We start from the raw sequence: 22,800 nt of genomic DNA, 5'->3' as shown, positions 1-22,800 counted from the left end.
CATGTACACCGATCGCGACGCCTGCCTCCGTGCCATCCGGGCACGGGACGCGCGCTTCGACGGACGCTTCTTCACCGGGGTCCGGACCACGGGGATCTACTGCCGCCCCTCCTGCCCGGCGCGGACGCCGCTGGCGGCCAATGTCGATTTCTTCCCCACCGCCGCGGCCGCCCAGCAGGCCGGGTTCCGGGCCTGCCGACGGTGTCTCCCGGGGGCGAGCCCCGGTTCGCCCGACTGGGATGTCCGCGGTGACGCCGTGGCGCGGGCGATGCGGCTGATCGACGACGGCGTGGTCGACCGCGACGGCGTCGAGGGCCTCGCCCGCCGACTCGGCTACTCGGTCCGCCAGGTGCAGCGCCTCGTCACGGAGGCCACCGGCGCGGGACCACTCGCGTTGGCCAGGGCGCGACGCGCCCAGACGGCGCGCACCCTGCTCGAGGAGACCGACCTCCCTTGACCGACCTTGCGTTCGCCGCGGGCTTCGCGAGCGTGCGCTCCTTCAACGCCACCATCCAGGAGGTGTACGCCACCACGCCCTCTGCCCTGCGGGTGCGCTCAACCGGGCGTAGGCCTTCCGCCGCGACCGGCCTCACCTTCGTTGACCTCACCCTCGCGGTGCGTCGTCCGTTCTGCCCGTGCAACGTGTTCGGGCATCTCATCGCCACCGCCATCGAGGGCGTCGAGGCGTTCACGGGAGGCAGCTACCATCGGACGCTGCGGCTGCCCGTCGGCCACGGCGTCGTGTCGCTGCGACCCACGGCCACGGGGTCGAGGCCCGGCTCGGGTTGACCGAGGTGAGCCAGTTGCCGACGGCGATCGCGCGGGTCAGGCGGCTGCTCGACCTGGACGCCGACCCGGTCGCCATCGACGCACACCTCGCCGTCGACCCCGCCCTCGCACCACTCGTCGCGGCCCACCCGGGTCGCCGCATCCCGAGGGGCGTGGACGGCGACGAGATCGCGTTGCGCGTCCTGCTCGGCCAGCAGGTGTCGACGGCGGCGGCCCGCACCCACGGCGCCCGCCTCGTCGCGGCCGTCGGCGAGCCGGTCGAGGTCCCGATCCCCGGCCTCACCCACCTCTTCCCCACCGCCGAGAGCGTGCTGGATGCGCCAGACGAGGTGTTCGCCTTCCCGGCGGCCCGCCGCGAAACGATCCGGCGGACGGCCCTCGCCCTGGCCGACGGATCGCTCGATCTCGGCGTCGGCGTCGACCGCGACGAGGCCCGCGCCGCTCTGACGGCCATCCGGGCATCGGCCCCTGGTCGGTGGAGATGATCGCCATGCGCGGGCTCGGCGACCCCGACGCGTACCCCGCGACCGACCTCGGTGTGGTCCGGGCCGGCAGGCTCGGCGTGGACGATCTCGTCGCCCGGTCCGCCGCCTGGCGCCCGTGGCGCTCGTATGCGACCCAGCACCTGTGGGCGCTCACCCCGCACGCCGTCAACACGATCCCCGGCCACCGGGGCTGTTCCGAGGAGAACCCATGAGCTTCAGCGTGATCGACTCGCCCATCGGCGAACTCACCATCGTCGAGCGCGACGGCGCCCTCACAGGCCTGTACATGACCGATCACCGCCCGGCCCGCACCCGGAGACCTTCGGGAGCGCGTCGACGACGCCCTGCCCGAGGCCACCCGGCAGCTGCGGCAGTACTTCGCGGGAGAGCGCACCACATTCGATCTGCCGCTCGCCCGGAGGGCACCGAGTTCCAGGTGCGCGTCTGGGAGGCGCTGCGCGGGATCCCCTACGGAGCGACCCTGTCCTACGGCGAACTGGCCGACGCCATCGGGCAGCCGGGCGCGGCCAGGGCCGTCGGGCTCGCCAACGGCCGCAACCCGATCAGCATCGTCGTGCCCTGCCACCGCGTGGTGGGGCGTCCGGGCGGCTCACGGGTTACGCGGGTGGCACCGAACGCAAGGCATTCCTGCTGGCGCTCGAGCGGGGCGCCGACCCGCAGCAGCCCCTGGTCTGACCGCGTCAGGCCGCGGACAGCCCCGCGAGAAGCAGCAGCACCTCGTCCGCCCGTTCGGTCGGGACGAGGAGGTGGTCGTGGTGGGCGCCGGCCAGCATGTTGCACGCGATGCCCGCCCGGGCCAGCCGCCCTGCGACCGCGGCGGTCAGGCCGACGGCCTCGAGCGAGGAATGCACGGTGAGCGTGATCCAGGCGTAGGTGCCCTCGTAGCCGAGGCCCTCCCAGTCGGCGACGGCGCGGCGCAGCACGAGGGTCGGCCCTCGTCCTCGACGATCCTCGCCTCGGCCTCGAGGGCCAGGTGTGAAGTGGCGAAGACGAACTCGCCCTCGCGGCGGATCGGGTTGAGCCCACGCAGCAGCGTGTCGAGATCGGTCTCACCAGCCATGGGCGTCAGCCTACCGGCCAAACGCGACGACGCCCCGGATCCGGGCGTCGTGACGACTGGCGGAGGTGGCGGGATTTGAACCCGCGATGGGTTGAAGCCCCAAACCCGCTTAGCAGGCGGGCGCCATAGACCGTACTAGGCGACACCTCCAGTGCCGCACCAGACTAGCCGAGCGGAAGGCAGGGCGGCAAACGGCCACCGGTTATCCTTGGGTTCGCAGGAGGTTTGATGAACGACGCCGAAAGGCCGCGCCGCGCGGCGCTCCCCAACGACACCCCACCGGCCCGGCGACCCCCGGACGCGCTGCCGAGGACGTGGAGAGCACCGTCATCCGCGACGACCCCTTCGCCTTCGGCCGCGATCTGTCGCTCCCCCGCCCACCGCGGGAGACGTCACCCGGGCGCCCCAGCCTGCCACCTCCCACCTCCGACTCCTGGTTCCGTGACCCGACGGCCGCTGCACCCACGGTCACCGCTGCCTCACAGGTCGGCGGCGATAGCCTGCGAAGGTCGCTCCTGCTGACCCTCGCCTCCGCCGTCGTGCCCGGCTCAGGGCTGCTCGGCGCCCCTCAGAGGGGGCTGCGGGCCCTCGGCGCCGCGACCTCGGTGTTGTCCATCGCGGCGGTCGCCGTCATCGGATACCTCGCCGTCACCGACCTCGGACGCCTGGCCCGATTCGCGGGCAACGAGTCGGTGCTCGGGGCGGCCACGGTCGCGCTCATCGCGGTTGCGCTGATCTGGGTCGCCCTGATCACGCTGACCGCCATCGTGACCGGGCCGCGGGTGCTGCATGGCGGGCGCCGGATCCTCACCGCACTGGTCGTCACGGCGCTCGCCTTCGGCGTGGCGGCGCCCACCGCAGTGGCGGCGCGGTACTCGCGCGACACGACACTCGCGCTGGACGCCATCCTCAAGGGCTCCGACGAGGTCAAGGCCAACAACCAGCCGACCATCGCCCCCGGCGTCGACCCGTGGGCGAACCAGGGCCGCGTCAACATCCTGCTGCTGGGCGGCGACGGCGACGCCGCGCGCGCCGAGCAGGTCGCGAAGTACTCGATCCGCACCGACACGATCATGGTCGCGTCGATCGACACGAAGACTGGTGACACCACCCTCATCCAGATCCCCGCAACGTGCAGAACACGCCGTTTCCCGCGGGCTCCGAGATGGCGAAGGCGTTCCCGGACGGCTTCCGCGGCGACGGCCCCGAGGGCGACTGGTACATCAACTCGATCTGGCAGCACGTCGAGCTCGACTACCCCGACCTGATGGCGGGAGCACCTACCGGGAGCCGATGCCCTCAAGGAGGGCGTCGAGGGGTCACGGGCCTCGAGATCAACCAGTTCGTGCTGCTCAACATCGACGGCCTCCAACAGTTGATCAACGCGATGGGCGGCGTCACGGTCAACATCAACGAGGAACTCGCGATCGGCGGCGACACGGCCAAGGGCACGAAGCCGAAGCGGTTCCTGCAGCCGGGCCCCAACCAGCACCTCAACGGCTACGACGCCATGTGGTACGCGAGGAGCCGTTACAACACCAATGACTACAACCGCATGGAACGCCAGTCATGCCTGGTGAACGCCATCGTCGATCAGGCCAACCCGCAGACGCTGCTGACCAACTTCGAACCCATCGTGAAGGCATCGGCCGACATGCTGGCCACCGACATCACGGATGATCAGCTCAGCGCCTACATCGACCTCGCCTTCCGGGTGAAGGACAAGGGCACGATCAGCCGCCTCGTGTTCAGCAACGGCAACAACGGCTACAGCTACGCCCACCCGGACTTCGCCAAGATGCGCAAGGTCGTCGCCAAGGCGATCAACCCCGCACCGCCGAAGTCCACGGCCAAGCCGACCGCGAAGGCTACCCCCAGCACGGCGCCGACCACGCAGTCATCGCCCAAGCCCACCCTTCCGCGAAGGCGTCGGCCTCCACGGAAGGGGTCAGTAACGTCGCCGACGCCTGCGCCTGGCAGGGCGAGGGCTGACGCGCGGGCCTCCCGGCACCCCATAGACTTGGCCGCGGGAGGCCTCATGACCAACGACGCCCATCGGCCGCAGTCCGATGATGATGCTGAGCCGACGCTCGTCCGACGCGATGAGGTCGACCTGACCGCCGTCGATGCGCGCCGCGAGGCGTGGGAACCGATGGCCACCGACGCCGTCCCGGCCGACTTCGGGCCACGCCCGGCCGCCCGCGGCTCCGGACCTCACTCCTCCTGACGCTGGCCTCCGCCGTCCTGCCGGGTTCCGGGTTGCTCGGGGCACCCGCCGAGGCCTCAGGCTGCTCGGCACGGTGACCGCGACGCTCTCCCTCGTGGTTGGCGGCTACATCGGGTACCGCGCCCTCACCGATCTCTCCTCGCTGACGCAGTTCGCGCAGCGCGAGTCGACGCTCGAGTCGGCCCGGTTCTGGCTCGCGGGTGCGGCCGTTGCGTGGGCCGGGCTCATCGCCCTCACCCAGGTGGCGACGCGCCCTGCCGGCCTGAGCGCCGGTCGCCGCGCGGTGGGGCGGTGCTCGTCACGGCGCTCGCGTTCGCGGTGGCAGCCCCGACCGCTGTCGCTGCCCGCTACACCCGCGACGCCGATGTGCTGCTCAACTCGGTCCTCCCGCAGGCCTCCTCGATCCGCGCGAGCAACCGGCAGACGATCGCCCGGATGGAGGAACCGGATCCCTGGGCCGGCACACCACGGGTCAACATCCTGCTGCTGGGGCCGACGGGAACGCGGCCAGGGCCGAGAGGGTCGAGCAGTTCGGGGTGCGCACCGACACCATCATGGTGGCCTCCATCGACACGGCCACCGGCGACACCACGCTCATCCAGATCCCACGCAACCTCCCGAGGACACCGTTCCCGAGGGTCGGTGATGGCAGACGAGTTCCCGAACGGATTCCGCGGCGAAGGCGACGACGCCAACTGGTATGTCAACGGCATCTGGGAGAAGACGGAGGAGGGCGGCGACTACGCGTACCTCTTCGAGGGCAGCACCTTCCCGGGCGGAGGCGCTGAAGGAGGGCGTCGAGGGCATCACCGGGCTGCCCATCGACCGGTTCGTGATGTTGAACATCGACGGTCTCCGCGACCTGATCGACGCGATGGGAGGGTGCGGGTCAACGTGAACCGCGACCTGCCGGTCGGCGGGAACAGCGCACGGGGATCCGGCCCTCCAGCTACATCGAGAAGGGCGAGAACCGCAGGCTGGGCGGCTACCAGGCCATGTGGTACGCCCGCAGCCGCTACGACTCGTCGGATTACGACCGGATGGCGCGCCAGTCGTGCCTCGTCGATGCGATCATCCGGCAGGCGAACCCGCAGACGCTCGTCACGTCGTTCGAGCCGATCGCGGCAGCGTCGGCCGAGATCCTCCTGACGGACGTGACCCGCGACGAGTTCGGTGCGTTCATCGACCTCGCGTTCCGGGTCAAGGACGGCAACGTCAACCGCCTCGTGTTCGTGCCGGGCAGGAACGGCTATTCGTCCAGCCGGCCCGACTTCGACGAGATGCGCTCCGCCGTGGCCACCGCGATCGCCCCGTTGCCCGCGGTCACCCCGCCGCCGCTGCACCCACCGGCGTGCCCTCCGCTTCTCCGGCGCCGTCGCCGTCAGCATCCCCACGCCGACCGCGGCTCCCGAGTTCGACGAGCAGCGGCTGCAGGACGGCTCGCAGAACGTCGCCGACGCCTGCGCCTGGCAGGGCTGACCCGGAAGGGTGGCCTCAGCCCTCTCTCCGCTGCGGGACGCCCTGAGCCGCGCGGTCATGTCGTCGAGCACGGCGTCGATCCTGTCCCTGCGCTGGAACAGCACGTGGGTGCGCCGCTCCGGCCCGTGGTAGATGGTGACGTGCGCGCCGTCGTCGGAGCGGGTCACCTGCTTCACGTCCAGCCATTCACCGCGGTGGTCCTGCCCGCCGCCGCGGATTCGGAAACCCACCTCGTCGAGGGTGAGGGTGACGGCCATCTTCTGCATCGTCCACCATGCGAGGCCGAGGAGCGAGAGGCCCGCGAGCAGGAGAAGGATGCCGAGGATCGTGAGCACCACGTCCCACACCAGCTTCCAGCCCCGGATGCGGCCAGCACGATCGCCCCGGCCCCGAGGAGGGAGCTCACCGCTGCGATGAGGAATGCCCGAACCGGCGGACGGGACTGGATGGTGTAGGTCGTCTCGGCCATGCCCTGAGCGTACCCGTAGCCGGTGACACCCCGCGGGCGGCACGACGGTGGCGGCAGGCGCTAGCATGGTGCCGCACTGGCGAGGTCGCATAGTGGACTAGTGCAGCCGCCTTGAAAGCGGCCGAGGGGCAACTCTCCGTGGGTTCGAATCCCACCCTCGCCGCCGTCGTGGCCATCGGGCGCGACCCGGGTAGCCTTGCCGGGTGCCCCCGAAGTCCCCGCTCCCGCCCCGCCACGGGCTGCAGGCCGCGTGGGTGCGCACCCCCGACCGCGATCCGCGCAACCTCCTGCCGTGGCCGACCATGCGCGACTGGCTGGTCCACAAACTCGCACCGGCGCCGGAAGACGTCGACGCACTGCTCGCCGACGGCGCGTTCGCCGACGATGCCGGGCGGCCGTGGACGGGGCGCGAGGAGTACCGCCCCCACACCTTCGTCTGGTTCCACCGCACCCTGCGGGATGAGGCGGAGGTGCCCGGCGAGCTCATCGTCGTGCACCGCGACGAGCGCATCGTCGTGCTCGACAAGCCCCACTTCCTGTCCACCATCCCCGCGGCAGGCACATCGTGCAGAGCGCGGTGGTCAAGGCCCGCCTCGCCCTGGACCTGCCGCACCTGTCGGCGGCACACCGGCTCGACCGCGGCACCGCCGGCATCCTCCTGATGACGACGGAGAAGCGCTGGCGGGCCGCCTACCAGTCGCTGTTCACAGTGCGCGCAGCCACGAAGGTGTACCGGGCGATCGCCCCGTTCGACCCGTCTCTCAGCTTCCCACGACGCGTCGAATCGCACCTGGTCAAGCGCGTCGGGACGATGCAGGCCGAGACCCTCGACGATGCGCCCAACGCCTTCACCGACATCTCGATCCTCGAGGTCCGCGGCGACCTCGCGCTGTACGAGGTGCGGCCGCTCACCGGGAAGACCCACCAGATCCGCGCCCACTTCGACCAACTCGGGATCCCGCTGCTCGGCGATCCCTCTACCCGGTGGTCACCGAGACCCCGATCGACGACTTCGGCACGCCACTGCGCCTGCTGGCCCACACGCTCGCCTTCGACGATCCGGTCGACGGGTCACCCGCCGCTTCGAATCGGGACGCGATCTGACCTGGCTCTGAGGCACGCCGGATCTGGACCCCGCATCCTGTTAGGTTGGCGGCGGAGGCATCATCATGCGTTGCAGAACGGTATTTTCGGTCATTGTCAGCACCCTCCTCGCGCTCGGGTCGGAGCGGCCCCCACGAGGCGGCCGCACTCGACGTCTACACCGAGCCAGGTGTCCACAACTACAACGGACGCCAGTGGCGCACCGCCTGCCAGCCCTACTCGTCCACGGTCGAACGGTGCCGGACCGAGATCTGGGCCACCACCGTCACCTACTCGGCGGGCAGGTACACCGAGAAGAAGACGTGGGTGTTCAACAACCTCACCTACAAGCCGAGCCCCGCTCCCAGTGGGCGAACAACATCCTCGCGATCCCTGGCGAGCACACCCGGGACGGCCGACGCTGGCGCACCGAATGCGACACCTCGTGGACCGGGCGCAACGCGTGTCGCTCCTCCATCCTCGCCACCGTCTACGCCAGGTCGGGCTCCGGCTACGCCGCACGGCAGGCCTGGGTGTTCAACAACATCGTGAGGTTCACGCTCGCCCGGCCGAACCGTTCTGCGTGTCCCCGCCGTCGCTCCTGTGCCGGGGCGACCGCGGCCGAGGCCCGGCCTGCGGCCCAGCCGGGCCCCGCTGCGGGCCCCTCACAGTCACCCGACCTCGGCGGTGGGCCCGATCCGGAGCCCTCACCCGAACCGACTGCCTCACCCGATCCGACACCGACGCCGGAACCGGCTGCCTCACCCGATCCGACACCGACGCCGGAACCGGCTGCCTCACCCGACCCGACTGCCTCACCCGAACCGACGACCACACCCGACCCGGAACCCATCGCTCCCGCCGTCGCGCCCTCCCCGCGGACCTCGGACCCGCGACCGTACCCGACGCGGAACCCGCACCCATCCGCCGGTGGAGACGGTCACCGTAGCGGAGATCGCGCACCCAGACCGGCCCGGATCCCTCTACGACAACCTCGGCCCCATCCGGGTCACGGGGAAGGCACCGGCGGGAGCGCAGGTGAGCGTCGACGTCCGTGACGCGGGCGGCAGGCTCCGCAGCACCATCACCGTCCGGCCACGGGGGTGCCTACTCGGCGCTGGTCGACGGCGGATTCACCGGCAAGGCCACGCTGCTGGTCCGCACCCCGGGCGAGCCCCAGGTCAGTCGCACCGTCGACCTGCTGCCAGCCACCCTCAGCCAGGCCGTGCCCGCCACGATCGACCCGCTCGCAGGCACGACCATCAAGGGCGCCCTCTCCCGGCCGTGATCAACTCGCTGGTCACCGCCTACGTGTCGACACCATCTGGCTGGGTCGGTGCCGGGGCCGCACGCGTCCAGGCCGACGGCTCCTACTCCATCCCGTTCGCGTACGCCAAGGGCACGCTCGGCACCTGGCAGGTGCGCACCTGCGTCACGCTGCCCTGGGGTCACCGGTTCCCGCCGCCACGACCAACCCCCTCACGCGCGCCCGGGTGGCCAACCCGGTCATCACGAACACCACTTCGGCCGAGGTCGCCAAGACGTGGCGCACCGGGTGTCCGGTGGGACCGTCGAACCTCAGCACCATCCGCATCAACCAGCAGACGATGGTGGGCACGGTCTACCGCGGGAGATCATCGTGCGCCGGGACAGGGCCTCCGACGTCGCCTACGCGTTCACGAAGGCGTTCGAGGCCGGGTTCCCCGTCTACCAGATGACCAACCTGAACGCATTCGGCGGCGACGACGTGGCCTCCATGGCCGCCAACAACACCTCGGCGTTCAACTGCCGCAAGGTGGTGGGCAACCCGTACGCCATGTCGCCGCACAGCTACGGCTACGCCGTCGACCTGAACCCATGGCAGAACCCGTACCGGGATCCGCAGGGGTCTGGTACCCCAGCACGCAGCACGTCAAGCGCACGCCCGTGGTGCCGGGGATGCTCACCACCGGCAGCGCGCCGGTCACGGCGTTCCGGGCGCGCGGCTGGAAATGGTTCTCCGGGTGGGACTGGCACCACTTCGAGAAGCGATGAGGGCCGCCCTCGTCGTGGGAGCCGCGCTGCTGCTCGCCGGGTGCGCCTCTCCCGTTGCGCCGCCCCGGCCCGACGGCGGTGGTCACCTCACCCACCCGCGGTCCGGGCCCCAGCCAGGGCGGCACCCCGGTGGCGTCCCCGGCACCCACCGCCCCGGTGCCCCCGCCCCGCTCGATCCGCCACCCGCGCCAACAGCTCCAGCCCGACCACGGCAGGCGGCCTCGACGAGGCCGACGTGGCACGACCCGACGGTTGGAGCCCGACGGCGCGGCCCGGCTCGACCGAGGAGGGCTACCTCGGCAACGGCACCTGGGTGCACGCCGTCTCCCCGGCGCACGCGGCCCTGGGTGCGATCGCGCTGGGCTGCGCCGAGCCCGGCCCTACCCCGGCCCGTCGCAGCGCTGGAGGGCACCCTGAGCGACGCGGAGGGGAGGCCGGGCGTCGGCCTGACGCTCGAGTTCGCCGACGATGCTGCGGCGCAGGCGTACTTCGACGAATGGGTCACGCAGGCGGAGGCATGCCTCGGGGCTGCCACCACCCTTGTCAGCCGGGCGAGCGCACATGGTTGGGCAGGCGCAACCTCGACACGGTCTGGTCGGAGGCGGTGGGGCTGCGCGGCACCCGGGTGGTGCTGCTGATCGTCGACAGCCCGGACGCCGACCTGACGGCCGCACTCCCGGCGACCTGACGCCACCAGTAGGGTTGGGGCATGCGAGCAGTGATCGTTGAGACCCCGGAGATGTGGACGCCCTGACCATCGGGGAGGCACCCACCCCACCCGGGAACCGGCGAGATCCTGGTGCGCACCGTCGCCTCCGGCGTCAACCGCGCCGACGTGCTGCAGCGGCAGGGGCACTACCCGCCGCCGCCCGGGTCACCGACATCATCGGCCTCGAGGCCTCCGGCGTGGTCGCCGCCGTTGGCGAGGGCGTCACCCGTTGGAACGTCGGCGACGAGGTCGTCGCCCTACTGGCCGGCGGCGGCTACGCCGGGTACTTCGTGGTCCACGAGGGCCAGGCGATCGCACCTCCGCCCGGGGTCGATCTCGTCTCCGCGGCCGGGGTGCTGGAGGTCGCGGCCACCGTGGCGTCGAACGTGCGGGTCGGCTTCCTGAAGGCCGGCCAGGTGTTCCTGGTCCACGGCGGCGCGGGCGGCATCGGCACCTTCGCCACCCAGTACGCCAAGGCGATCGGGGCGATCGTCGCCGCGACGGCGGGCAGCCCTGAGAAGCTGGACCACTGCCGTAGTTTCGGCGCCGACTTCGCCTTCGACTACCACGGCGACTGGGTCTCCGAGCTCAAGGAGGCCACCGGCGGGCCGACATGATCCTCGACATCATCGGCGCGAAGTATCTCGAGCCCAACGTCAAGGCCCTCAAGAAGGGCGGACACCTGGTGGTGATCGGCCTGCAGGGCGGCGTCAAGGGCACCCTGAACCTCGGCCTGCTCCTCAGCAAGGCGGGCAGCGTCGCGGCCACGTCGCTGCGGTTCCGCCCCGACGCCGAGAAGACGGCGATCTGTCAGGCGGTCGAGCAGGAGGTGTGGCCGATGCTGGCCGACGGCCGGATCAGGCTGTCACCCGAGACCCGGATCCCTTTCGCGGAGGTCCGCCGCGCCCACGAGCAGCTCGTGGGCGGCGCCAACGTGGGCAAGATCGTCCTGGTCCACTGACGCCGCCGTCGAGGCACGGCCCTCACCGGTGACTCAGTCGGCGGGGTCACCTCGGTCGACCCGAACGGGCCCTCAGGGTCCGGCCGGTGGCACCGGCGAGACGACCGAACGAGCGGATCAGCATCTCCTCGTTGCTCTGCCACGAGTAGCGCTCAGCCAGTTCGTGCAGGTGCGCCTGCGGAACCGGGTCGGCGAGCTGCGCCTCGGCCTTCGCCGCCAGGTCCTTCGCGTCACCGGTCCTGAACACGTTGCCCATGCCGTTGTCGACGACGAACTGCGCCATCGTCTTCGCGTCGGACGATACGAGCGGCAGCTCGGCGTGCAGGTATTCGAAGAGCTTGTTCGGAAGCGTGCGGTCGTGGTTCGGGGAGCCGCCTGGGAGCGGGTGGACGGCGACGTCTGCGCCGTGCAGGTAATAGGAGAGATTCGCCTGGTTGACCGGATCGATGTAGTGGATCCTGTCGCGCACCCCGAGTTCCTCGGCCAGCGGGTCGAGCTTGGTCTGCATGGGATGCGGGAGCGGCATCGTCACGATCGCGAGGTGGGTCTTCTCATCCATGTAGGCCATCGACTCGATCAGCGTCTCGATGCCGCGGGCCCAGCTCATGATGCCCGCGTAGACGAGCAACGGTGTCTCCTCGGACACGCCCGCCGCCTCGCGCACCGTGATGTCACCCTCCATCGGCTGGAACACCGACAGGTTGACGACGGTCTCCGGAAGGACCGGGAGCCGGTACTTGTCCTGCAGCAGGTGGGCGTGCGATTCGGTGACCGTCATCACGTAGTCGGCGTGGGGCATGAACGCCCGCTCGGTGCCGAGCAGGGCCGCGTGGGCGGCGGGATTGCCGATCTCCTTGGCGGAAGGCCCGCGAAGTCCTCACGGACGTCGTAGGAGAGCTTCACCACGTGGCCGTTGCCACGGAGTTCCTTCGCCGCGGCCCAGGCCACCGGCAGTACCAGCGGGTTGTGCGCGTGCAGCACGGCGGGCTCGAGCTCGACCAGCAGGTCCTTCAGCGTGTAGACGAGGTTGTGCGCGACCGGCAGGTTGCGCGGCAGGTCCAGGCCCTCGAACGGGTCGTCCGAGCCCGCAGGCGGGCGCGGGCCGCCTTGCCGTAGGTGGCGAGCCGGTCCTTGAGCACGAGGGCGCCGACGACGCCCAGCTTGGCGTTCGTGATGGCCCACTTGGCGGCAGACCTGGCGGACGCGGCGTCGGCACCCTTAATCCGCTGGGCGTGGACCGCGCGCTGCCGCCTGAGCCTCGCAGCACGGCCCGCGTTCGGGTTGGGCTTCGGCGCCTCGGCCGCGGGCCAGGGCTTCAGGGCGACCCGGATGACGCGGGTGTGGCCGCCGAGCAGGAACTCACCCTCCTCGCCGCCCACGGGCTCGGTGGAGATGATGATCGGCTCGAATCCGCCCCGGTGCAGCGTGGTCGCGATCCGCTTGATCCTGGAATCGAAGTCCACGGCGGCGTGCCGGAACAGCACGATCCTGGGCTTGTCCACGTCTCAGTTCCCCTTTCCGAGGGAGATGAAGGTTGTGCCCGCGAAGCTGGCGGAATCGAGCACACGGCGGCCGTCGACGACCACCTCGGCGCCGGGAAGGTCGGCGGCAGCCAGCTCGCGGTACATGGCGTGGTCGGTCTGGACGATCACGGCGTCGACGGGGTCGCCGATCGTGTAGGACGCGAAGCCCATGGCGGCCAACTCCTCGTCGCTGTAGAGGGGTCGTGCACGGCAACGTCGGCTCCGAGGGCCACGAGTTCGCTGACGACGGGGAACACACCCGAGAGCGCGGTCTCCTTGACTCCCCCCGGTAGGAGGCGCCGAGCACGGCGACGCTGCGGCCCTCCAGTGATCCGAGCGCATCGGCGGCGAGCCGCACGGTGTAGGCGGGCATCTGCGCGTTGGCCTCACGGGCCGTCGCGACGATGCTCGCCTCGGGATCGGTCCAGAGGTAGAGCTTGGGGTAGACGGGGATGCAGTGCCCGCCGACGGCGATGCCGGGCGGTGGATGTGGCTGTACGGCTGCGAGTTCGACGCCTCGATCACCTGGAAGACGTCGATGCCGTTGGCGCCCGCGAAACGGGCGAACTGGTTGGCGAGCCCGATGTTCACGTCCCGGTAGGTGGTCTCCGCGAGCTTTGCCATCTCGGCCGCCTCGGCGGTGCCGAGGTCCCAGACGCCGTTGCCGCGGGGCAGGTCGGGGCGCGGATCGAAGGTGAGGACGGCCTCGTAGAACGCCCTGGCCCGCTCGGCTCCCGCTTCGGAGAGTCCGCCGATGAGCTTGGGGTACTTGCGCAGGTCCGCGAAGACCCGCCCGGTCAGCACCCGCTCGGGCGAGAAGACGAGGTGGAAGTCCGTGCCCTCGACGAGGCCGGACCCCTCCTCGAGCATCGGCCGCCAACGGTTGCGCGTGGTGCCGACGGGAAGCGTCGTCTCGTAGCTGACCAGCGTGCCCGGCCGCAGCGCACGCGCGATGTTGCGGGTGGCCTCATCCATCCAGGCGAAGTCGGGGTTGCCATCGGCGTCGACCAGCAGCGGCACGACCACGACGACGGCGTCAGCCTCGGAAACGGCGGCCGCGACGTCCGTGGTGGCCCTGAGCCTTCCCCGGCGACGGCCGCGGCGAGCTTCTCCCGAGCTGTGCCTCCCCGGGGAACGGTTCGGCGGCGGCGTTGACCAGTTCCACGGTGCGCGGGTTGACGTCGGCACCGATGACCTCGTGCCCTGCGTCCGCGTACTGCACTGCGAGCGGCAGCCCGATCTTGCCGAGCGCTACGACCGCGATCTTCATCTGTTCTCCTCCCGGGCCTCACAGACCCTGGAACAGCCTACGGCCCCGCGGGCGCTGACCTATCCGGAGACGACGGAGCCGCGTCACACCGTGGGGTGTGACGCGGCCCGGTCGATCAGTTCCTGAGCTCGACGAACCTTCCGGTGGCGGCCGACTCGATCATGGCCTCGCACACCTCGACCACGCGGGCGCCCTGTTCCATCGTGACAATGTCCGCCTCCTTGCCGAGCACCGCGTCACGGAAGTTCTCGTGCTCCGTGCGCAGCGGCTCGGGCTTCGCGATGGCGAAGCGGGTGACGTCGCCCTCGGTGACCCCACCGAACTGCGCGATGTCGTCCCAGCTCTCGTGGACCTGACCGTTGGCGTAGAACGTGAGGTCGGCCGTCAGCGTGTCGGCGACGAACATGCCCTTCTCGCCGGTCACGACGGTGAGGCGCTCCTTCGTGGGCGTCAGCCAGTTGACCAGGTGCGAGCTCATGAGCGCCCGGTCAGCTGGCAGGTGGCCGCGACCATGTCCTCGTACTCACGCCCCGCCTTCGAGACGGTGCGCGCGGCCACGAGTTCGTAGTCGCGCTGGGTCACCCAGGCGGTCAGGTCGATGTCGTGGGACGCGAGGTCCTTCACGACGCCGACGTCGGCGATGCGGGCCGGGAACGGCCCCTGGCGCCGCGTCACGACCTGGTACAGGTCACCGAGCTCGCCTTCGGCCAGCCGCCGCCGCAGGCTCTGCAGGGCGGGTTGTAGCGCTCGATGTGGCCGGTGGCGCCGATCAGGCCGCGCGAGGCGAAGGCCTCGGCGAGGCGGCGGGCCGCCCCGTGTCGGCCGCGAGAGGCTTCTCGACGAGCGCGTGCACGCCCGCCTCGGCAAGCGTGGTGCCGATGGACTCGTGGAACTTCGTGGGGTCGCCACCACCACGTAGTCGAGCCCCTGCCCGACGAGCGCCTCGACGTTGGGCAGCACCGCGAGGCCGCCCGCGACGCCGAACGGGTCGCCCGCCGGGTCGGCGACGGCGACGAGGTCGACGCCCTCGATGGCGCGCAGGTTACGGGCGTGGTGACGGCCCATGGAGCCGAGGCCGATGAGGCCGGCGCGGAGGTTCGCCATGGTCACGCACCAGCCTTGACGAGCGCGTTGACCGCCTCGACGATGCGTTCCAGGTCGCCCTGCGAGAGTGAGGGGTGCACCGGGAGTGACAGCGCCTCTGCCGCGGCCTGCTCCGTATTTGTCAGGTGGTAGTCGCGTGCGAACGGCTTCAGGCGGTGGTTCGGCACGGGGTAGAACATGCCGGATCCGACGTTGTACTCGTCCTTCAGGGCCTTCGAGAGGCCGTCACGGTCGCCGGGGACTCGGACGGTGTACTGGTGGTAGACGTGCACGGCGCCCTCGGCGACGGCGGGCACCACGACGCCCTCGAGGTTCGCGGAGAGGAAGGCCGCGTTGTCCTGGCGCTGCTTCGTCCATGCGCCGACCTTGGTCAACTGCACACGGCCGATGGCTGCATGGATGTCGGTCATGCGGTTGTTCAGGCCGACGACCTCGTTGTGGTACTGCTGCAGCATGCCCTGGTTGCGGTAGAGGCGCAGGTTGCGCTCGACCTCGTCGTTGGCCGCCGAGACCATGCCACCCTCACCGGAGGTCATGTTCTTGGTCGGGTACAGCGAGAACATCGCGAACGTGCCGAACGCACCGACCGGGGTGCCGTTCAGGGAGGCGCCGTGGGCCTGGGCCGCGTCCTCGAACAGCATGAGGCCGTGCTTGTCGGCGATGGCCTTCAGTTCGGCCATCTTTGCGGGGTGACCGTACAGGTGCACCGGCATGATCGCCTTGGTGCGGTCGGAGATGTATGACTCGACGGAGGCCGGGTCGAGCGTGAAATCGTCGAGCGCGATGTCGGCGAAGACGGGGTTGCGCCGGTCAGGGCGACGGAGTTCGCGGTCGCGGCGAAGGTGAACGAGGGCACGATGACCTCGTCGCCGGCACCGATCCCGGAGCTCAGCAGGCCGAGGTGCAGGCCGGAGGTACCCGAGTTGACGGCGACGCAGGCGCGGCCGAGCCCGAAGTGGGTGGAGAACTCCTCCTCGAAGGCCTTGACCTCCGGGCCCTGGGCGATCATGCCGGAGCGCAGGACGCGGTCGACCGCTTCCCGCTCCTCATCGCCGATGATCGGCTTGGCCGGGGAATGAAGTCGTTCACTTAGGAAACCTCCACGAGGATGTTGTTGTCTTCCTTGTACTGCCGACCGGTCTCGGGGCACACCCACGAGCCTTCGGCCTCGCCGGGTTCGAGCGGGACACCCGCACGTCCGACCCAGCGGATGCGCCGTGCCGGGACACCGGCCATCAGCGCGAAATCGGGGACGTCCTTCGTCACGACGGCACCCGCGGCGATCATGGCCCACCGACCGATGGTGACGGGGCTACGCAGACGGCACGGGCGCCGATGGAGGACCCGGTCAGGCACGTGACACCGACCGCCTCCCAGTCGTCGCCGCGCTTCAGTCGTCCGTCGGGATCGACCGAGCGAGGGAAGTGGTCATTGGTGAACACGACAGCGGGGCCGACGAAGACGCCGTCCTCGAGCACCGCGGGCTCGTAGACGAGCGCATAGTTCTGCAGCTTGCAGTTGTCGCCCATCTTCACCCCGGTGCCAACGTAGGCTCCCCGACCGACGATGCAGTTCTCGCCGAGGACGGCACCCTCGCGGACCTGCGCCAGATGCCAGACGGAGGACCCTTCGCCGATCACGGCTTCGGGCGAGACGTCAGCGCTTTCCTGAATGCGGACCATGCACCAATTCCCTTCGATCGCTGGAAGCGAGCATACCGCCTGCCCCGCGAAGCCACGGTCCTGCCCTGCACCTCTCCCGCTGCCCCACCCCGCCTCTACGATGGCGGACGGAAGGGATCACGATGACCGATTTCGCCGTCGAGTACGGGGTGCTTGCCGACTACGGGAGCGCGATGGGGCGCCTGACCGCGCAGGGTTCCGCGGAGCTGCGGGCGGCCCGCGTCGACTCGCCCGCCACCGCCATGTCCGGGGCCTTGCATCGGCAGCGGCAGGGATGCTGCAGTCACGCTACGAGGCCGCCACCCGTCGCGTCTGTGACCACCTCGCCGCGCATCCGGCCAAGCTCGTGGAATCCGCCGAGTCGTATCGTGAGGCCGAGGCCACCGGCGTCGGGCTGATCCGCGAGACGTTCGGGGTCGGTGACGATGGCGGGCTGGGATGAGGGGCTTCGCTGGGACGCAGGCCCGATGGAGTCGGAGGCGGCCGCCAACGAGGCGTTGGCCGCCACCCTGCGCGGGCAGCACGGCGCGGTGCTCACCCTCAGGCCACCGGTCTGGTTCGGGAGGGCGGCCGACCGGCAGAGGCAGGATCTGCGCCTGATGCTCGAGCGGTGGAGCGAACTGACCGCGCTGCTTGCCGAACAGGCACAACTCGTCGGCACCGCGGCGCGCGACCTGCGACGGATCCAGTCCGATCAGCGCGCCCTCATCGACCACGCCCGGTCCCGCGACTTCCGGATCGGTGGATCGGGCTGGGTCATCTCCACCGCGGGCTTCCCCACCAGCCTCGACCCCGGAGGCCGTGGTGGTGGACCGAGATCAGCGGCAGCGTCGTGGCGATCGCCTGGCGGATCAACAGCCTCGACGTCGGGCTCGCGTTCAACCTCGGAAAGCTCACGGTCGACGACCTGCTCGACGGGCTGCAGCAGGGTGCGGTCGGGCTCACCAACTCGGCCTTCTCCGGTGCCCAGGATGCGCTGAGCTCGGCCAACCAGTGGCTCATCGACACAGCTTCCGAGCACTGGCCCGCCGCGGCCGGGCCGTTGGAGGCATGGCGGCGCGGATCCGAGTCGTTCATGGACGAGGCCGGTAGGCAGCCCCGCTGGCTGCAGGAACTGCTCTACACGGGCAAGCTACCCGCACCGGCCGAGGTGCTCGGCCAGGGCCTGTATCTGGGGCTGCACGCGGGCGGTGACGTGTTCGGTTCCACCTTCTTCAACGACGGTTCCCCTTATGTGCCGACCCACCGGGAGACGTCGCCATCGCGCCGCCGTCGTCGGTGGCCGATCTGGTCGCCAACATGGAGCGGCCCTACGACACGAGCGACCCCGACGACACCACCGACCGTCCGGCCGTCGAGGTCTCCGTGGTCCCGGGCCACCCGCCCCGCTTCATCGTCAACATCCCCGGCACCTCCATCCCGATGACGCAGCTGGAGGGCTGGAACGGCGATGTGGAGGGCACCGACTGGCCTGCCGACTTCAAGGCCGTCGGCTACGGCGACTCGTCGGTCACACAGTCCACCAAGGCCGCGATCGACCTGGCCATCCGCAACTACGAGGCCGCCCACGGCCCGTGGAGCGGCCCAACATCCTTCTGACCGGCCACTCGCAGGGCGGCATCATCGCCGCGAACATCGCCTCGGATCCAGGGTTCACGGCGCGCTACCAGGTCGACGGCGTCGTCTCGGCCGGGTCGCCCGTCAACACCATCCCCATCAGCCAGGACGTCCCGTCCTGAACTTCCACCACACCACCGACGTGGTGCCGAAGCTGGATCTCGGCGGTGTGCACGACCAACCCAACGTCACCGAGGTGCACCTGCCGCGGCTGACCGGCCCAGGTGAGGCGCACAGCGTCCCCCTGTACGCGCAGGACGTGGTGTCGAGAACTCCGACGGACCCGCGGATCCAGGAGTTCAACGACCGGCTCGCCCGTACTTCACCGGCGGGGACGACGTCGTCACCTACCAGTACGACATCGGAAGGCACTGATGCGTAAGGTCATGGCCATGGGACTCATCGCGGCCGCACTGTCGCTGCTGGGCTGCGCGTCGGAACTGGACGACCCTGCCCCTGGGAGGACGCGGTCCGCTCCGCTGCAGCCACCGTGCTTCCCGCCGACGACCTGTCGGTGCGGTGGAAGGTCTCCGGCGGGCTGGGCGAGGCACGCAACATGGTCGTCGAGGCGACGGCGCCGGGCACCACCACGGCCGATCTGGAGGCGGTGGCGGACAGGGTCGAGGAGGCGGTCGCTCCCGAGGTGGTCGGGCTCCCCGTGAAGGACGCCAGGCTGCGGATCATCCTGACCGGTGAGCCGGTCGACGGCGTCGCACCCAACATCGCGCGGAGCGTCTCCCTCGACGATCTCGCTCAGCGGTACGGCCTCACCAGGGGACCAGATGATCAGGCAGGAGGACGGCCCGCTCCGGATCGGGGTCGTACCCACCCTCGCGTGGCAGCACGCCGTCGACCGGTACCGGCACGGGGCGCCATCGGCGGGGCGAGAACGACGCCTATCTGCGGGCCGCGGGATCCTGTTCGCGGACGGGACGCTCGACCCCTCGTGGGAGGACGCGCTCGGGGTCGCGGCGACCGCGACAGAGGGGCTGGTGATGGCGGCCTCGATGGGTGACGCGGTGTTCCTGAGCAACGTCCATCTCGGACGCGACCGCACGCTCGTGGCCCGCTCGCGGGCGGTCGCCGAGGACGGCACCGTCGTGCGGATGGAGCCAGTGGTGGAGGTGATCCTGACCCGGACCGTCGAGCGGTGGCACGCGTTCTCACGGGTTCTTCCTCCCCCGTTGACGGCGGGGCCCACCGGAACCGTATCGGCGGAACCGGTCGCTGTGCCCGACCTGCCGCCGGGCCTCACTTCGTTGGAAGGCTGGGACGGCGCCCCGACGAACTGCGGCGCTCGGCTGAGGCGGCACTGTCGCCCGACGCGACGCTCGCCGTCGCCCGGGGCGGGGACCCGGCCGGGTCCGTGCTGTGGTTCTCCCGCGGCGACGACCTCTTCCGGGTGCGGGACGGTGGGCTCGCGCGGGTGCCGAACGTGGCAGATGAGCTGCTCGGCCTCACGGAGCAACCCGGGGCGTGACGGGCTCAGCCGAGCAGGGCTGAGATCCGGGCCGCGGCCTCGTCGTAGGTGCTCGGCACCGACCGTGATGCGACGGCGGCCTCGCGGGCGGCGTCCCTCAACTCCGTGCGCCACCGCGCGTCGGTGGCGAACCGGCGCAGCGCCGCGGTCGTTTCGGCCGCGTCCCGCACCAGGATGCCCGCACCGGTGCGGTCCAGGAGCCCGGCCACCTTGGGCAGCGGTGTGGCGATGGTCGGCAGGCCGCAAGCCTGGTACTCGTAGAGCTTCGAGGGCATCGCGTCGGAGAACGCCGGGGTCGCCTCGAGGAGGCACAGCCCGACGTCGGCGCCCTCGGCGAACCGCCACGCGCGCAGCGGCTCGAGCCGCCCGTGCGATGCGATCAGCCCTGCGTCGGGGCGCGCCAGCCGCTCCATGAGCCAGGCGCGGTCGGTCGCTGCGACCGGCCCCACCAGGTCGAGCGCCCACGGTTGGGAATCTCCGGAGGTGGCGGCGACGGCCTCGACCATCGTGCGCAGGCCGCGCGAGGCGCGGTTGTCTCCGATGTAGATGGCCCGCCAGGGGGCGTCGTCCGACGCCTCGCCCGGTGGGGCAGGAGCGTGAAGTCCGGCTCATTGCGCATCACGAAGCGGTTCCCGGCGGTCCGGGGCGGCACGTGTTCGTCGGCCACCAGCACCAGATCGGCACGGACGATCAGCAGGTTCATCAGGTGCACCGCGCCCTGCAGGATCTTCAGCATCGGTCCGGGAACCCAGGAGCGGTCCCGGAGCAGCGATGCGTAGTCCTCATGTACGTCCGCCACCCAGATGGTCCGCCCGAGTGACCTGAGAAACGCCGAGAGCGACGTCTCGGGTCGATCGTGATGAGCACATCGGCCCGGGCCAGGAACGGGGCGGTCAGCGCCTGGAGGGCCCGTCCGAGCTTGCCGCGCCGCGGTGACACGTGGATAGCGCATCCGGCCGGGCCGAGCCGTGCGTCCCCGAGGCCGAACACCTCGACGTCGAACCCGGCGCGCCTGAGCGCGGCGGCGGTGCGGTGCAGCCGGGCGTCCGCGACGTCATGCCCAGTCGTCACGAGGGCTGCCCGCGCGCTCAGAAGTCCTCCATCACGACGGCGTCGTCGCCCACCTTGAGGAACTCGAGGTAGGCGTCGCAGACCTCCTTGGGGTCGCCGCGACGGATCAGTCGCCCTTGTGCAGCCAGATCACCTCGTCGGACATCTCCTGGATGGAGCTGAGCGCGTGTGACACGAGCAGCATCGTGCCCGCGGTGTCCATCAGCTCGGCCATCTTCTCGCTGGCCTTCTGCTTGAACTTCGCATCCCCGCCGACAGCGCCTCGTCGATGATCAGGATGTCGGGGTTCATGAACACCGACACGGAGAACGCCAGGCGCGACCGCATGCCGGAGGAGTAGGTGCGCAGCGGCATGTCGATGAAGTCGCCGAGCTCGGCGAAGCCCGCGATCTCGTCAAACCGCGAGGTCACCTCGTCGCGGGTCAGGCCCGCCGCCATGCCGCCGAGCAGCACGTTCTCGCGGCCGGTCAGAGCGGTGTTGAAGCCGACGCCGAGCGCGAGCAGCGTGCTGACCTTCCCCGCACCTCGATGGACCCTGGGTGGGAGGCAGGATGCCCGCGACGGCGCGCATCAGGGTCGACTTGCCCGCGCCGTTGGCACCGATGAATCCGTGCACTGGCCGGCGGGCACCTCGAACGAGACGTTCCGGATGGCCTTGACCTCGCGGTAACGCACCTCCTCCTTGCGCGCCTTCCGGACGAGGGCGTTCTTCAGGGAGTTCTTGCGCTCGAGGCTCACCCGGTAGGTGATGTCGAGGTCATCTACGACCACCGCGGCGTCGTCGTGGAAGCTGGTCGGGGGCGCGACGGAGCCGTCGGCCGTGGGCTCCTCGGCCCCGGGTCGCGCTCGAGGAAATGGTCAGAGACGGACAGCGAACTCACGCTCCCTAGACATGTAGAAGAGGCAGCCGACCACGGTCAGCAGCAGGCCCAGCCCAGCGCCACCACGACGTAGTGCATCGGCGGGTTCAGGCCGTGGGTCGCGTCGCTCCAGATCCCCAGCACCGAGAAGGCCGGGTTGAGCTGCACGAGGGGGCCGAGGGCCCGACCGGGTGCGGTGGTCATGAAATACTCACCCGAGTAGAGCACCGGGGAGGCGTACAGCCAGATGCGGATGATGTAGGGCAGGAACTGCGCGGTGTCACGGAAGTACACCTGGGCCGTGGCCACCAGGGCGCCGAGCCCCAGCCCGACGAGCGACGCGCAGAGGATCGCGACGGGATCCACAGCAGCGACCACGTGATCGGCCGCTGGTAGAACAGGTGGATCACGAGGTACACCAGCAGGGTCGGTAGGTAGCGCCGCACCGCGAGGTAGGTGTTGGACAGGATCAGCAGCAGCTTCGGGAAGCTCATGTTCAACACGAGCGAACCGGAGTTCGTCACGGAGGTCGCGCAGGACTGGACGATGCCCGTGATCAGGAAGAACAGGAAGAGGCCGCCCGCGATCTGCGGGAAGTCGGCGTTCTTCCCATTGGCCCCCGAGAGGACCACCACCAACAGGTAGTAGACGCCCGCAAGCAGCAGCGGGTTGACGACGAGCCACAGCTGACCGAGCACCGTGTTCGTGTTGGCGGCCCGCATGTTGGTGTGGGCGAGCTCCATGGCGAAGTCGCGGCGCCGCCACAGGTCACCGAAGTACTCCCGCATCCGGGGAAGCCCCGCCTTGTGCGGCGTGTAGACGTGCACGTCGGCGCGGTGTTCAACCTTGTTGTTCACCTGATGACCTCGTCATGTC

31 protein-coding genes, 2 tRNA genes and 9 pseudogenes are annotated in these 22,800 nt (G+C 70.4%); 26 read left to right on the top strand and 16 right to left on the bottom strand.

The window, feature by feature from the left end; translation table 11 throughout:
* Window position 1 precedes the first annotated feature (1 nt).
* From G7085_RS26265 to G7085_RS35035, 5 genes and pseudogenes are all read left to right on the top strand, one after another.
* Window positions 2-457 (top strand): Ada metal-binding domain-containing protein, encoded by a 456-nt coding sequence (locus tag G7085_RS26265; RefSeq protein WP_231979511.1) that lies wholly within the window; start codon window positions 2-4, stop codon window positions 455-457.
* Between the two features lie 32 nt (window positions 458-489).
* Window positions 490-1,274: pseudogene (locus G7085_RS35045) on the top strand (DNA-3-methyladenine glycosylase family protein).
* A complete protein-coding gene (locus tag G7085_RS26250; RefSeq protein WP_231979508.1) occupies window positions 1,271-1,486 on the top strand; it encodes a hypothetical protein in 216 nt (71 codons plus the stop codon). Before G7085_RS35045 ends, G7085_RS26250 begins: the two are co-directional and overlap by 4 nt.
* 81 nt (window positions 1,487-1,567) lie before the next feature.
* A pseudogene (locus G7085_RS35040) lies at window positions 1,568-1,654 on the top strand (hypothetical protein); the annotation flags it as partial.
* A 56-nt stretch (window positions 1,655-1,710) separates the two neighbouring features.
* A pseudogene (locus tag G7085_RS35035) lies at window positions 1,711-1,824 on the top strand (methylated-DNA--[protein]-cysteine S-methyltransferase); the annotation flags it as partial.
* Between the two features lie 151 nt (window positions 1,825-1,975).
* Here the strand turns inward: G7085_RS35035 and G7085_RS13750 are convergent.
* From G7085_RS13750 to G7085_RS13740, 3 genes are all read right to left on the bottom strand, one after another.
* Window positions 1,976-2,218, bottom strand: a complete 243-nt coding sequence (locus G7085_RS13750; protein ID WP_197511421.1) for an ACT domain-containing protein — start codon at window positions 2,216-2,218, stop codon at window positions 1,976-1,978.
* Window positions 2,116-2,355: an ACT domain-containing protein gene (locus G7085_RS13745; protein ID WP_197511420.1), complete on the bottom strand. Its 240-nt coding sequence runs from the start codon at window positions 2,353-2,355 to the stop codon at window positions 2,116-2,118. Before G7085_RS13745 ends, G7085_RS13750 begins: the two co-directional genes overlap by 103 nt.
* 57 nt (window positions 2,356-2,412) lie before the next feature.
* Window positions 2,413-2,505, bottom strand: a tRNA-Ser gene (locus G7085_RS13740).
* 164 nt (window positions 2,506-2,669) lie between these two features.
* Here G7085_RS13740 and G7085_RS13735 point away from each other — a divergent pair.
* The 14 genes and pseudogenes from G7085_RS13735 (at window position 2,670) to G7085_RS26230 (ending at window position 11,317) form a co-directional block, all read left to right on the top strand.
* Window positions 2,670-3,623 carry a hypothetical protein gene (locus G7085_RS13735; RefSeq protein ID WP_197511419.1) on the top strand — a complete coding sequence of 318 codons (954 nt, stop codon included), beginning with the start codon at window positions 2,670-2,672 and terminating at the stop codon, window positions 3,621-3,623.
* Entirely contained in the window at window positions 3,521-4,582 is a 1,062-nt protein-coding gene (locus G7085_RS13730) for an LCP family protein (RefSeq protein WP_197511418.1), read from the top strand. Before G7085_RS13735 ends, G7085_RS13730 begins: the two co-directional genes overlap by 103 nt.
* A 73-nt stretch (window positions 4,583-4,655) precedes the next feature.
* Window positions 4,656-5,228 (top strand): hypothetical protein, encoded by a 573-nt coding sequence (locus tag G7085_RS13725; protein WP_197511417.1) that lies wholly within the window; start codon window positions 4,656-4,658, stop codon window positions 5,226-5,228.
* A gap of 54 nt (window positions 5,229-5,282) precedes the next feature.
* Complete coding sequence (locus G7085_RS30505) at window positions 5,283-5,480, top strand: LCP family glycopolymer transferase (protein WP_197511416.1); 198 nt, start codon at window positions 5,283-5,285, stop codon at window positions 5,478-5,480.
* Window positions 5,481-5,517: 37 nt separating this feature from the next.
* Entirely contained in the window at window positions 5,518-6,516 is a 999-nt protein-coding gene (locus G7085_RS13715) for an LCP family protein (RefSeq protein WP_197512880.1), read from the top strand.
* Between the two features lie 92 nt (window positions 6,517-6,608).
* Window positions 6,609-6,693, top strand: a tRNA-Ser gene (locus tag G7085_RS13710).
* 40 nt (window positions 6,694-6,733) lie between these two features.
* On the top strand, window positions 6,734-7,192 hold the full coding sequence (locus tag G7085_RS26245) for a pseudouridine synthase family protein (protein WP_231979507.1): 459 nt from the start codon (window positions 6,734-6,736) through the stop codon (window positions 7,190-7,192).
* Window positions 7,096-7,416 (top strand): annotated as a pseudogene (locus G7085_RS26240) (pseudouridine synthase); the annotation flags it as partial. The gene G7085_RS26245 and the pseudogene G7085_RS26240, both read left to right, overlap by 97 nt.
* Before the next feature lie 311 nt (window positions 7,417-7,727).
* Window positions 7,728-8,165: a hypothetical protein gene (locus G7085_RS13700; protein WP_197511415.1), complete on the top strand. Its 438-nt coding sequence runs from the start codon at window positions 7,728-7,730 to the stop codon at window positions 8,163-8,165.
* Between the two features lie 502 nt (window positions 8,166-8,667).
* A complete protein-coding gene (locus G7085_RS13695) occupies window positions 8,668-8,901 on the top strand; it encodes a hypothetical protein (protein ID WP_197511414.1) in 234 nt (77 codons plus the stop codon).
* Window positions 8,902-9,106: 205 nt separating this feature from the next.
* Window positions 9,107-9,331 carry a hypothetical protein gene (locus G7085_RS13690; protein ID WP_197511413.1) on the top strand — a complete coding sequence of 75 codons (225 nt, stop codon included), beginning with the start codon at window positions 9,107-9,109 and terminating at the stop codon, window positions 9,329-9,331.
* On the top strand, window positions 9,253-10,335 hold the full coding sequence (locus G7085_RS13685) for a M15 family metallopeptidase (protein ID WP_197511412.1): 1,083 nt from the start codon (window positions 9,253-9,255) through the stop codon (window positions 10,333-10,335). The genes G7085_RS13690 and G7085_RS13685 overlap by 79 nt, the downstream gene beginning before the upstream one ends.
* A 53-nt stretch (window positions 10,336-10,388) precedes the next feature.
* Window positions 10,389-10,973, top strand: a complete 585-nt coding sequence (locus tag G7085_RS26235) for a zinc-binding dehydrogenase (protein WP_331715672.1) — start codon at window positions 10,389-10,391, stop codon at window positions 10,971-10,973.
* Window positions 10,970-11,317, top strand: coding sequence for a zinc-binding dehydrogenase (locus G7085_RS26230; RefSeq protein ID WP_231979506.1), 348 nt, complete (start codon window positions 10,970-10,972; stop codon window positions 11,315-11,317). The genes G7085_RS26235 and G7085_RS26230 overlap by 4 nt, the downstream gene beginning before the upstream one ends.
* Before the next feature lie 46 nt (window positions 11,318-11,363).
* On the opposite strand, the gene G7085_RS13675 is transcribed toward G7085_RS26230, so the two are convergent.
* The 7 genes and pseudogenes from G7085_RS13675 to G7085_RS13645 all read right to left on the bottom strand — a co-directional run bounded on the left by G7085_RS13675 (window position 11,364) and on the right by G7085_RS13645 (window position 16,896).
* Window positions 11,364-12,116 carry a glycosyltransferase family 4 protein gene (locus tag G7085_RS13675; RefSeq protein ID WP_197511411.1) on the bottom strand — a complete coding sequence of 251 codons (753 nt, stop codon included), beginning with the start codon at window positions 12,114-12,116 and terminating at the stop codon, window positions 11,364-11,366.
* Entirely contained in the window at window positions 12,095-12,298 is a 204-nt protein-coding gene (locus G7085_RS13670) for a hypothetical protein (RefSeq protein WP_197511410.1), read from the bottom strand. Before G7085_RS13670 ends, G7085_RS13675 begins: the two co-directional genes overlap by 22 nt.
* A gap of 29 nt (window positions 12,299-12,327) precedes the next feature.
* Window positions 12,328-12,819 carry a hypothetical protein gene (locus tag G7085_RS13665; protein WP_197511409.1) on the bottom strand — a complete coding sequence of 164 codons (492 nt, stop codon included), beginning with the start codon at window positions 12,817-12,819 and terminating at the stop codon, window positions 12,328-12,330.
* 3 nt (window positions 12,820-12,822) lie between these two features.
* Window positions 12,823-14,110 (bottom strand): annotated as a pseudogene (locus G7085_RS30500) (nucleotide sugar dehydrogenase).
* Window positions 14,111-14,225: 115 nt separating this feature from the next.
* Window positions 14,226-15,214: pseudogene (locus G7085_RS13655) on the bottom strand (Gfo/Idh/MocA family protein).
* 2 nt (window positions 15,215-15,216) lie between these two features.
* Window positions 15,217-16,274, bottom strand: a pseudogene (locus G7085_RS13650) (DegT/DnrJ/EryC1/StrS family aminotransferase).
* 29 nt (window positions 16,275-16,303) lie between these two features.
* Window positions 16,304-16,896: pseudogene (locus tag G7085_RS13645) on the bottom strand (acyltransferase).
* 122 nt (window positions 16,897-17,018) lie between these two features.
* Between G7085_RS13645 and G7085_RS13640 the strand changes: the two are divergent.
* The 7 genes from G7085_RS13640 to G7085_RS13610 all read left to right on the top strand — a co-directional run bounded on the left by G7085_RS13640 (window position 17,019) and on the right by G7085_RS13610 (window position 19,993).
* The gene (locus G7085_RS13640) at window positions 17,019-17,294 is read left to right on the top strand and encodes a hypothetical protein (protein WP_197511408.1); all 276 of its coding nucleotides are present in this window, start codon (window positions 17,019-17,021) and stop codon (window positions 17,292-17,294) included.
* Window positions 17,295-17,728: 434 nt separating this feature from the next.
* The gene (locus tag G7085_RS13635) at window positions 17,729-18,322 is read left to right on the top strand and encodes a hypothetical protein (protein WP_197511407.1); all 594 of its coding nucleotides are present in this window, start codon (window positions 17,729-17,731) and stop codon (window positions 18,320-18,322) included.
* Window positions 18,319-18,495: a hypothetical protein gene (locus G7085_RS13630; RefSeq protein WP_197511406.1), complete on the top strand. Its 177-nt coding sequence runs from the start codon at window positions 18,319-18,321 to the stop codon at window positions 18,493-18,495. The genes G7085_RS13635 and G7085_RS13630 overlap by 4 nt, the downstream gene beginning before the upstream one ends.
* On the top strand, window positions 18,471-18,635 hold the full coding sequence (locus G7085_RS13625; protein WP_197511405.1) for a PGAP1-like alpha/beta domain-containing protein: 165 nt from the start codon (window positions 18,471-18,473) through the stop codon (window positions 18,633-18,635). The genes G7085_RS13630 and G7085_RS13625 overlap by 25 nt, the downstream gene beginning before the upstream one ends.
* A gap of 23 nt (window positions 18,636-18,658) precedes the next feature.
* Window positions 18,659-18,895, top strand: coding sequence for a hypothetical protein (locus tag G7085_RS13620; protein WP_197511404.1), 237 nt, complete (start codon window positions 18,659-18,661; stop codon window positions 18,893-18,895).
* 108 nt (window positions 18,896-19,003) lie between these two features.
* The gene (locus G7085_RS13615; protein WP_197511403.1) at window positions 19,004-19,528 is read left to right on the top strand and encodes a hypothetical protein; all 525 of its coding nucleotides are present in this window, start codon (window positions 19,004-19,006) and stop codon (window positions 19,526-19,528) included.
* A 135-nt stretch (window positions 19,529-19,663) separates the two neighbouring features.
* Complete coding sequence (locus tag G7085_RS13610) at window positions 19,664-19,993, top strand: hypothetical protein (protein WP_197511402.1); 330 nt, start codon at window positions 19,664-19,666, stop codon at window positions 19,991-19,993.
* Window positions 19,994-19,998: 5 nt separating this feature from the next.
* On the opposite strand, the gene G7085_RS13605 is transcribed toward G7085_RS13610, so the two are convergent.
* From G7085_RS13605 to G7085_RS13585, 6 genes and pseudogenes are all read right to left on the bottom strand, one after another.
* Window positions 19,999-20,499 (bottom strand): glycosyltransferase family protein, encoded by a 501-nt coding sequence (locus G7085_RS13605; RefSeq protein WP_197512879.1) that lies wholly within the window; start codon window positions 20,497-20,499, stop codon window positions 19,999-20,001.
* 223 nt (window positions 20,500-20,722) lie between these two features.
* Window positions 20,723-21,064, bottom strand: a complete 342-nt coding sequence (locus G7085_RS13600) for a hypothetical protein (protein ID WP_197511401.1) — start codon at window positions 21,062-21,064, stop codon at window positions 20,723-20,725.
* A 201-nt stretch (window positions 21,065-21,265) separates the two neighbouring features.
* Complete coding sequence (locus tag G7085_RS26215; protein WP_331715671.1) at window positions 21,266-21,517, bottom strand: ATP-binding cassette domain-containing protein; 252 nt, start codon at window positions 21,515-21,517, stop codon at window positions 21,266-21,268.
* A 79-nt stretch (window positions 21,518-21,596) separates the two neighbouring features.
* A pseudogene (locus G7085_RS36350) lies at window positions 21,597-21,700 on the bottom strand (ATP-binding cassette domain-containing protein); the annotation flags it as partial.
* 281 nt (window positions 21,701-21,981) lie between these two features.
* The gene (locus tag G7085_RS13590) at window positions 21,982-22,128 is read right to left on the bottom strand and encodes a hypothetical protein (RefSeq protein WP_231979504.1); all 147 of its coding nucleotides are present in this window, start codon (window positions 22,126-22,128) and stop codon (window positions 21,982-21,984) included.
* Window positions 22,125-22,781: an ABC transporter permease gene (locus G7085_RS13585; RefSeq protein WP_197511399.1), complete on the bottom strand. Its 657-nt coding sequence runs from the start codon at window positions 22,779-22,781 to the stop codon at window positions 22,125-22,127. Before G7085_RS13585 ends, G7085_RS13590 begins: the two co-directional genes overlap by 4 nt.
* Between the last annotated feature and the right edge of the window lie 19 nt (window positions 22,782-22,800).

Origin of the sequence: Tessaracoccus coleopterorum (genome assembly GCF_011174705.1) — a bacterium.
Classification (GTDB): Bacteria; Actinomycetota; Actinomycetes; order Propionibacteriales; family Propionibacteriaceae; genus Arachnia; species Arachnia coleopterorum.
The sequence above is the reverse complement of the archived record's forward strand: the minus strand, read 5'-3'. Positions and strand labels throughout refer to the sequence as shown.

Bases quoted from the DNA above. Each gene is read 5' to 3' on its own strand.
- G7085_RS26265 (WP_231979511.1), top strand. From the start codon at position 2: ATGTACACCGATCGCGACGCCTGCCTCCGTGCCATCCGGGCACGGGAC.
- G7085_RS26250 (WP_231979508.1), top strand. From the start codon at position 1,271: ATGATCGCCATGCGCGGGCTCGGCGACCCCGACGCGTACCCCGCGACC.
- G7085_RS13745 (WP_197511420.1), bottom strand. From the start codon at position 2,355: ATGGCTGGTGAGACCGATCTCGACACGCTGCTGCGTGGGCTCAACCCG.
- G7085_RS13730 (WP_197511418.1), top strand. From the start codon at position 3,521: ATGGCGAAGGCGTTCCCGGACGGCTTCCGCGGCGACGGCCCCGAGGGC.
- G7085_RS30505 (WP_197511416.1), top strand. From the start codon at position 5,283: ATGTCAACGGCATCTGGGAGAAGACGGAGGAGGGCGGCGACTACGCGT.
- G7085_RS26230 (WP_231979506.1), top strand. From the start codon at position 10,970: ATGATCCTCGACATCATCGGCGCGAAGTATCTCGAGCCCAACGTCAAG.
- G7085_RS13675 (WP_197511411.1), bottom strand. From the start codon at position 12,116: ATGCCCCACGCCGACTACGTGATGACGGTCACCGAATCGCACGCCCAC.
- G7085_RS13640 (WP_197511408.1), top strand. From the start codon at position 17,019: ATGACCGATTTCGCCGTCGAGTACGGGGTGCTTGCCGACTACGGGAGC.
- G7085_RS13630 (WP_197511406.1), top strand. From the start codon at position 18,319: ATGACGCAGCTGGAGGGCTGGAACGGCGATGTGGAGGGCACCGACTGG.
- G7085_RS13605 (WP_197512879.1), bottom strand. From the start codon at position 20,499: ATGGTCGAGGCCGTCGCCGCCACCTCCGGAGATTCCCAACCGTGGGCG.
- G7085_RS13590 (WP_231979504.1), bottom strand. From the start codon at position 22,128: ATGACCACCGCACCCGGTCGGGCCCTCGGCCCCCTCGTGCAGCTCAAC.